The sequence below is a fragment of the Streptomyces aurantiacus genome (genome assembly GCF_001418335.1).
Lineage (GTDB): Bacteria > Actinomycetota > Actinomycetes > Streptomycetales > Streptomycetaceae > Streptomyces > Streptomyces aurantiacus.
This window is the reverse complement of record NZ_LIPP01000316.1, coordinates 34797-42117: the sequence shown is the minus strand read 5'-3', so window position 1 is coordinate 42117 and position 7321 is coordinate 34797. Positions and strand designations below refer to the sequence as shown.

General features: G+C 68.9%; 7 protein-coding genes. 3 read left to right on the top strand and 4 right to left on the bottom strand.

Features of this window, described 5'->3' with window-relative positions; translation table 11 throughout:
• From AOK01_RS32970 to AOK01_RS46235, 3 genes are all read right to left on the bottom strand, one after another.
• Nucleotides 1-1232 (bottom strand): prolyl oligopeptidase family protein (locus AOK01_RS32970; RefSeq protein ID WP_483855254.1); only part of this gene is annotated, 1232 nt, incomplete at its 3' end.
• Nucleotides 1233-1370: 138 nt separating this feature from the next.
• The gene (locus AOK01_RS46240) at nucleotides 1371-1496 is read right to left on the bottom strand and encodes a hypothetical protein (protein WP_281181467.1); all 126 of its coding nucleotides are present in this window, start codon (nucleotides 1494-1496) and stop codon (nucleotides 1371-1373) included.
• A 121-nt stretch (nucleotides 1497-1617) separates the two neighbouring features.
• The gene (locus AOK01_RS46235; protein ID WP_281181466.1) at nucleotides 1618-1743 is read right to left on the bottom strand and encodes a hypothetical protein; all 126 of its coding nucleotides are present in this window, start codon (nucleotides 1741-1743) and stop codon (nucleotides 1618-1620) included.
• A 433-nt stretch (nucleotides 1744-2176) separates the two neighbouring features.
• On the opposite strand from AOK01_RS46235, the gene AOK01_RS32965 reads away from it, so the two are divergent.
• Nucleotides 2177-2419 carry a DUF5132 domain-containing protein gene (locus tag AOK01_RS32965; protein ID WP_055518171.1) on the top strand — a complete coding sequence of 81 codons (243 nt, stop codon included), beginning with the start codon at nucleotides 2177-2179 and terminating at the stop codon, nucleotides 2417-2419.
• A 138-nt stretch (nucleotides 2420-2557) separates the two neighbouring features.
• Nucleotides 2558-4978, top strand: coding sequence for an ABC transporter ATP-binding protein (locus tag AOK01_RS32960; protein ID WP_063792900.1), 2421 nt, complete (start codon nucleotides 2558-2560; stop codon nucleotides 4976-4978).
• Nucleotides 4979-5042: 64 nt separating this feature from the next.
• Here the strand turns inward: AOK01_RS32960 and AOK01_RS32955 are convergent, their stop codons facing one another.
• Nucleotides 5043-6107, bottom strand: coding sequence for an aldo/keto reductase (locus tag AOK01_RS32955; protein WP_055518179.1), 1065 nt, complete (start codon nucleotides 6105-6107; stop codon nucleotides 5043-5045).
• A gap of 173 nt (nucleotides 6108-6280) precedes the next feature.
• Between AOK01_RS32955 and AOK01_RS32950 the strand changes: the two genes are divergently transcribed.
• Nucleotides 6281-7153, top strand: a complete 873-nt coding sequence (locus AOK01_RS32950) for a helix-turn-helix transcriptional regulator (RefSeq protein WP_055518168.1) — start codon at nucleotides 6281-6283, stop codon at nucleotides 7151-7153.
• Nucleotides 7154-7321 lie beyond the last annotated feature (168 nt).

Sequence of the window (7321 nt, the reverse complement as noted above, 5' to 3'; positions counted from 1 at the left end):
TCGAAGCGGTAAAGGGTGGGCGGGGTGGTGCGGTCGGTGTAGGTGAACCAGGCCTCCGGGCCGCCCTCGGGGCGGGAGCGCAGTGCGGAGACGGCTCCGGGCCCGGGCAGGTCCACCCGGTGTACCTGACGGCCGTCTTCGCCGTGGAGGGTGAGCTCGTTGACACCTTCGACGGCGCTGAGGACCAGTAGTCGGCTCTCGTTCCCGCCGGCGGGGGTGAGCCAGACACAGTCGTCCAGCAGTCGGCCCTCCTGGTGGGGCAGCAGTTCGGGCCAGGAGTGCGGGCCGGTGTGCTGCAAAGGGCCCGGGTAGGTGAGAATGCGGCCGCCGGGCGCCTGGTGGTCGGTCAGCAGGTGCAGGCTGCCGTCGGGGGCGAACTGCGGTCGCCACTGGCTTGCGGTGGTGGCGCCGTCGACCACCTGGTGGAAGTGCCAGGGTTCCCCGGCGAAGGCGACCGGGGCGAGGTGGACGTCGTTGCGGGCGCTTGATCCCTCCGCGGTGGTGACGGCCAGCCACATTCCGCGGCGGTCGACGGTCACGGCGAAATACCCGGAGGGTCCGCCGTCACCGAAGACGTGCTCGTCGCCGGCCGGTGCGGCCCCGACGCGGTGCCGCAGGACCCGCATGCCGTAGCCCGCGGAGAGAGGCTCGTCATCCGGGCTGTGGTCGGCACGGACGTAGAAGAAGGCTTCGCCACCGGGCAGCCAGGCCAGGGAGGGGGTGCGCAGGCCGGCAATGGGTCCGTCGAGCACCGTCGCGTCGTCCACGGAGATGACCCACAGCCGGCTGATGTCGGAGCCGGCCGTGGAGAGCAGGTAGGCGATCCGGTCCCCTTCCCAGGAAGGACGCCATGCCGCGAGCCGGGTACGGCCGGACGGATCCAGCCGGACCGGATCGACCAGGACGCGGGCCGCTTCGCCTTCGCGCCGAACCCACAGCACCGGATGGGGCGCCGCTGCCTCCTGCCGTTCGTAGAACTGGTAGGGACCGCGGCACAGTGGTGAGCCGGTCCATTGCCGCCGGGCCTCCTCTGCCAGAACCGCTTCCCAGCCGGCGCGGTCCGGCCACCGGTCACGGTGCCGGTGGAACCACGCGTCCTGCTCCTGCGCCCACGTCTGCACGGCCGGGTCGCGGCCGTTCTCCAGCCAGCGGTAGGGATCGGGGACCCGACGGCCGTGGATGTCCTCCACCAGAGAGGAACGTGCGGTGCGGGGAGTGGCCTCAGACGTCACGGTGTTCCTTCACAAGACGGTGGTCGGTCAGGCATGGACGTCCGCCCCGACCCCAGGTGCGCGGGGCCGGGGCGGACTGGTGGTCGGGTCGGCTGATGTGCAGTCAGCCGTGTCCGACCGGTTCTGCGTCTGCGTCGGTCAGTGCTCGTCGCCGGTGAAGACGGCCGCACGCCAGGCGGCCACGACCACGTCCGGGTCGCCGGCCGGGTTCTGGAAGTAGCCGTAGGCCGGGTTGTACTGGTATCCGGAAGCGGGAAGGAACATGATTTTCTCCTTGTTTCGGCGGCCCTCATGGACCGCTCTGCGATGTAGGCGCCGGGCGGGGCGGCCTGGTGCGTGCTGATGTGCACTCAGCCGCGCCCGACCGGCTCTGCGTCTGCGTCGGTCAGTGCTCGTCGCCGGTGAAGACGGCCGCACGCCAGGCGGCCACGACCACGTCCGGGTCGCCGGCCGGGTTCTGGAAGTAGCCGTAGGCCGGGTTGTACTGGTATCCGGCAGCAGGAAGGAACATGGTTTTCTCCTTGTCTCGGCGGCCCCTGATGAGCCGCTCATTCATCAACGTAACCGGATAACGCCGAAGCAAACGAGAAATGTTGGTGATTACTTTAGGGGTGATTATTGCGGAGAGCTTTTGGTGATTCACGTCGAAACGATGGCGCGCGGGGCGCACTACGGCTTATTCGCGATAATCATTCTTTTCGTGCCTGCCTGTTTATTTGGGCGTTTCTGTGGAACGTTTTTAATCTGCGGGATTTGTAGCCGGGTTTCCATGCGCGGCAAGTGTGTGGTTCCCGCAGTCGCGCACCGTCCTTCCGGGCGGGCGCAGGCCGTGTGCTCGGCATGGGATCGTGCATGGTCAACAGTGCAGCGGCCCACAGTGCAGCGGCCCACAGTTGTGTCACTGAAAGGACATCGTCATGCCTCTTGCCCTAGCTCCGATCCTCGTGGGCATCGCCTTGGCGCCGGTGGTCAAGCGTCTGACCAAACCGGTGGTTCGCGGCGCCGTGAAAACGTCCGTGGGTCTCGCGCTCGAAATGAAGAAGGCGGCTCATGAAGTCGGCGAGGAGTTCACCGACCTGTCCGCCGAGATCGCCGCGGAGATGGCGGCCAAGAGTGACCGGGCACCCGTCGAAAAGAAGGCGCAGGTCAAGGCTGGCCGTGCCGCCAAGGCTGCACCGACCGGGTGAACACCCGTCTCGCGAGAATCGGCCTTCCGATTTGTTCGTGGATTCTCCGCGCCTGAAAACCGGCACCGGTCGAAGGGAAAGCGGAACATTACTGTCAGCGCGCCTTGCGGGGACCGGCATGAGGAGCACCAGTACGGCATGGCACACGCCACACGTCAGGACGCGGGACAGCCTTCGCAGGGGTGGGCGGGACTACGGCCCCTGTCGGTTGTCGAAGGACGGCAGCGGTGGGACACGAACTGCCTGGCCGGGCGCCCTCGGCTGGTGAGACAGCTGGTCGATCTCCTGAACGGCCAGCCCGGGATCACCACCGCGCAGGCCAGCCCCGTCACCGGCCACGTCCTCATCCGCCACGATTCCACCGTGCGCGGGCACGACGTCGAAGGCCGACTGGAGGCCGCGCTGCGCTCCCTCCGGCCACAGGCCACCACGCCGACGCAGCGATCACCGGCGCGCAGCAGGCGGTCGACGACGCGAAGGGCCGAACAGCCCTGCCGGCCGGGGCGGTTGGGGCCGTCCGGGCGGTCGGTGCTGCGCGGCCCGGCAGGCGCTGCCCGCCGCCCCGGCGAGGCACCCCCCGGCGACATGCTGTTGGCCGCCGCCGCCACCGCGGGACTGCTGCTGAGCGGCCGCAGACTACGCGGCCCGCTGCTGAGCCTGGGCGCCGCGGCAGCCGCCACCACCGTCCTGGTCAGGCGTGCCTGGCGCACCACAGGCCCCCCTGCCGACGTGGCTCGGGTCAGCGAGTCCGAGGTCGGCCGGCCCGAGGTCGGCGAGCCCGAGGCCTGGGCACGCCACCGTGCCGAGCTGACACACCGGCACCGGGGCAGGGCCGCGCGCGCCACCACACTCTCGGTGGGCAGCCAGGTCGCCGACACCTCGCTGTATCTGCTCTTCGGCTGGGCCTCCGTGGTGGTTTTCCGCGGTGAGAGTCCGGCGCTCACGGCCCGCGGTCTGGCAGGCGCGCCCCGGCAGCTGGGAGCAATCATCGGCGTGGCCGCTGTCGCGCGTGCCATGGCGGCCACTCTGTCCTACCGGGCCGACACCGCATGGCGTGCTCTGGGGCAGGACGTGCAGCACGAGATGCGCACCGAGCTGTACCCGCACGTGCAGCGGCTGCAGCCAGGCCGCCTTGAAGAGGAGCGGGTCAGCCGACTGGCCGGAGTGCTCTCCGGCGACATCGACCAGGTGGGATCCTTCGTGGCCACCGTCCCGCACGAGGCGGTCCAGTTGGCCACCTGTCTGGCCATGATGGCGGGTGGCTACTTGGTGGGGGCGCCCGACATCGCCTGGATCGCCTTCCTGCCGCTGCCGCTCATCGCCTGGATCTCCCTGCGTCACCAGCAACGCTCCAGTTCCGTCTACGCGGCAGGCGGTGAGGACCGGGCGCGGCTGAACGGCCGGCTGATCAATTCCCTTGAGGCGAGCGCGACGGTCAAGAGCTTCTGCGGAGAGGAACACGAAGCCGGGCGGGTCAGTGAACTGAGCCATGCCGTGCGGCTCAGCGGCACGGCGACGGACCGCTTCACGGCGGGCTACTCACAGACGGTCCTGTCGATCACCGCGACATCGTTCCTGGCCAACCTCCTGGCCGGCGGGCGCAAGGCCATCGGCGGCACCTTGTCACTCGACCTGTTCAGCGTGCTCAACGTGCTTCCGCAGCAGACCATCTTCAAACTCACCGCGCTGGGCGTCACCATCGACCAGCTCCAGCGCACCCAGGCAGCCCTGCACCGGGTGAAGTACCTCTACAGCCTGCCCACCGAGCCGGTCGGTGAAGGCCGCCCGCTCCAGGCCGGACAGGTCACCGGCGACATCACACTCCAACACGTCACCTTCGCCTACCCCGGCCGCCCGCACACCGTCGCCGACCTGTCGATGCACTTCACACCCGGCACCAGCACCGGCATCGTCGGAGCCACCGGCGCGGGGAAGTCCACCGTGGCCAAGCTCCTCACCCGCTTCTACGCCCCCCGGACGGGACGGGTGCTCCTGGACGGCGAGGAAGTGCGGGAACTGGATCTGGCGGACCTGCGGCGCGTCGTCGGCTACGTCTCCCAGGACGCCTTCCTGTTCGACGGCACGATCGCCGACAACATCCGCTACGGCACCTTCGACGCCGACCGTGAAGCCGTCATCCGATCCGCCCGCCTCGCCCAGGCCCACACCTTCGTCGAAGCCCTGCCACAGGGATACGAGACACCGGTCGGTGAACGCGGACTGGCCCTCTCCGGCGGCCAGCGCCAGCGCCTCGCCCTGGCCCGGGCCCTGCTGAAGGATCCCCCCGTCCTCATCCTCGACGAAGCCACCTCAGCCGTCGACAACGAGACCGAGGCCGCCATCCAGCAGGCCCTGCGCCACTACTCCACCGGACGCACCCTCATCACCATCGCGCACCGCCTGCCCACCGTCCGCAACGCCGACCGCATCTACGTCATGAACGAAGGCGGCCGCATCGCCGAGACCGGCACCCACGAAGAACTCCTCGCATCCGAAGGGCTGTACACCTCCCTGTGGGCACTGCAGATCCAGGACACCCCGCGCCCACCTTCGAGGTGAGGCGAGGTCGGGACGCGGCCGGAGGGCGGCGGTGGTGATGCCGCCCTCGGGGCCCGATCGGGTGTCAGCGGCGGGTCTCGATCGTCATGCCGCCCGCGGTCACCTTGCGGATGTGGTCGCCGGCGAGCATCTCGTGCGGGAAACCGAGCCCGATCGCGCTGGCCGCTTCCAGGCGGGCCAGTTGACCGGCGGTGAAGACGACCTCCAACGCGCCCAGATTGTCCTCCAGTTGTGCGGTGGTACGGGCGCCGATGATCGGTGCCGTCACGCCGGGGTTCAGCAGGGTCCAGGCCAGCCCGGCCTGGGCGGGCGTGCGGCCCAGTTCCGCGGCGACCTCCTTCAGGACGTCAGCGACGGCGAGGTTGCGTTCGGTGACCGTGCCCAAGGCGGAGTTGAAGCTCTTGCGGGTGCCGTCGTCGGACGCGACGTTCGTCGCGACCAGGTCGTCACGGCTGTACTTACCGGTGAGCACCCCGCCGGCCAGCGGCGAATACGGCGTCACACCCAGCCCCATCTCACGTGCCATCGGGATCAGGTCACGCTCCCCGGTCCGCTCGATCAGGTTGTACTCGATCTGCAGCGCGACCAGCGGAGACCAGCCGCGCAGATCGGCGATCGCCTGCATGCGCGACACCTGCCAGGCCGGCGCGTTGGAGATCGCCACGTACAGGATCTTGCCCTGCCGGACCAGATCGTCCATGCCCCGCAGGATCTCCTCGACCGGTGTCGTGAAATCCCACACGTGCAGATAGAGCAGATCGAGGTAGTCCGTATTCAGCTGTCGCAGGCTTTCCTCCACCGACGCGAACAGGCTCTTGCGGTGAGAGCCCCCGGAATTCGGGTCGCCGGGCCGGCGCAGTGTCGTGTACTTCGTCGCCAGCACCAGACTTTCCCGGTTGTCGCGGGTGAATTCGCCCAGCAGACGCTCGGAGCTGCCATTGGTGTAGGTGTTGGCGGTGTCGATGAAGTTGCCGCCCCGCTCGACGTAGAGGTCGAGCAACTTGCGCGCCTCGTCCTGCTCGGCGCCCCAGCCCCACTCGGTGCCGAAGGTCGCCGTCCCCAGAGCCAGCGGGGAGACCCGCAGCCCGGAGCGGCCCAGCAGCCGATAGGTGTCGAGGGTGAGCGACATCATGTCCTCCTGTGCTTGTGATCCCGTACTTGGGATCAGCTGCTCGTGATCAATGGCCTGTGACCCGTTGCCTGTGATCCGTTCTCGGGAACAAGCCTGTGACCACCGCGAGCCGGAGGTAAGGGAAGGAACTGCCTGGGAACACCAGTCCTACCCTGACGGTTGGACCGGGCATGATGACCCACACCGTGGACGCGACACAGGAACTGGCCGCGTTCCTGCGGACCCGACGCGAGAGCCTGGACCCGCGTGACTTCGGCCTGCCGGCGCGTCGGCAGGCCCGGCGGACCCCGGGACTGCGCCGCGAAGAGGTCGCCGAACTGGCCGGGGTCAGCATCGACTACATCGTGCGGCTGGAACAGGCCCGCGGGCTGCGGCCCTCGGTGGACGTGCTGGAGGCGCTGGCCCAGGCACTGCGGCTGGCCCCCGCCGAACGCGCCTACCTCTTCGACCTGACCCGGCAGCGCCCCCGCACCACCGACAGGCCCGCCACCACGGCGGCGCCGCCGCTGGCCCGGCTGGTCACCGACCTGTCGCCGCTGCCGGCCATGCTCATGAACCACCGCTTCGACATCCTGGCCTGGAACGGCGAAATGGCGAGCCTGCTCCTGGATTTCGACACGCTGCCGCCCTCGCAGCGCAATGCGATGTGGCTGTGCCTGATGCATCCGGAGATACGCGAGTTCTATGTCGACCGCGAACGCGTCGTGCGGGAGGGAATCTCCCACCTGCGTGCCGCGTGGGCCGCGCATCCGGAGGACCAGGATTTGATCGAACGCATCACGGAATTCACCAAGGGCAATGAGGAATTCGCGCGACTGTGGGCCGAGCGGGACGTCAAGACACCTGGCCGCGGCAGCAAGGCGATGCGGCGTGCCGACGTCGGCGCGATCTCAGTGCATTTCGAAATCCTCGTGCCACTTCACGACACGGACCAGCGGCTGATGATCTGCCGCGCCGCGGACGACGAGAGCCAGTCGGCCATGGACCGGCTGTACGCACGGAGACGCGGAACCCCGCACGGTGCTGCCGACCCGGCACGGTGACACCGGACCGCGCATGCGGGTACTGAGGTGAACGGTCCGCCAGGCCGAGGCCAAGGGTTGTCCCGTAGCTGCTGGCGACGGGTGAGATGACTTTGCCGTGGCTGGTGTGATCACGGCGTCGGTGCCGTCCTGGACAGTCCCGTTCACCGGGCTGAGTCCGCGTCAGTT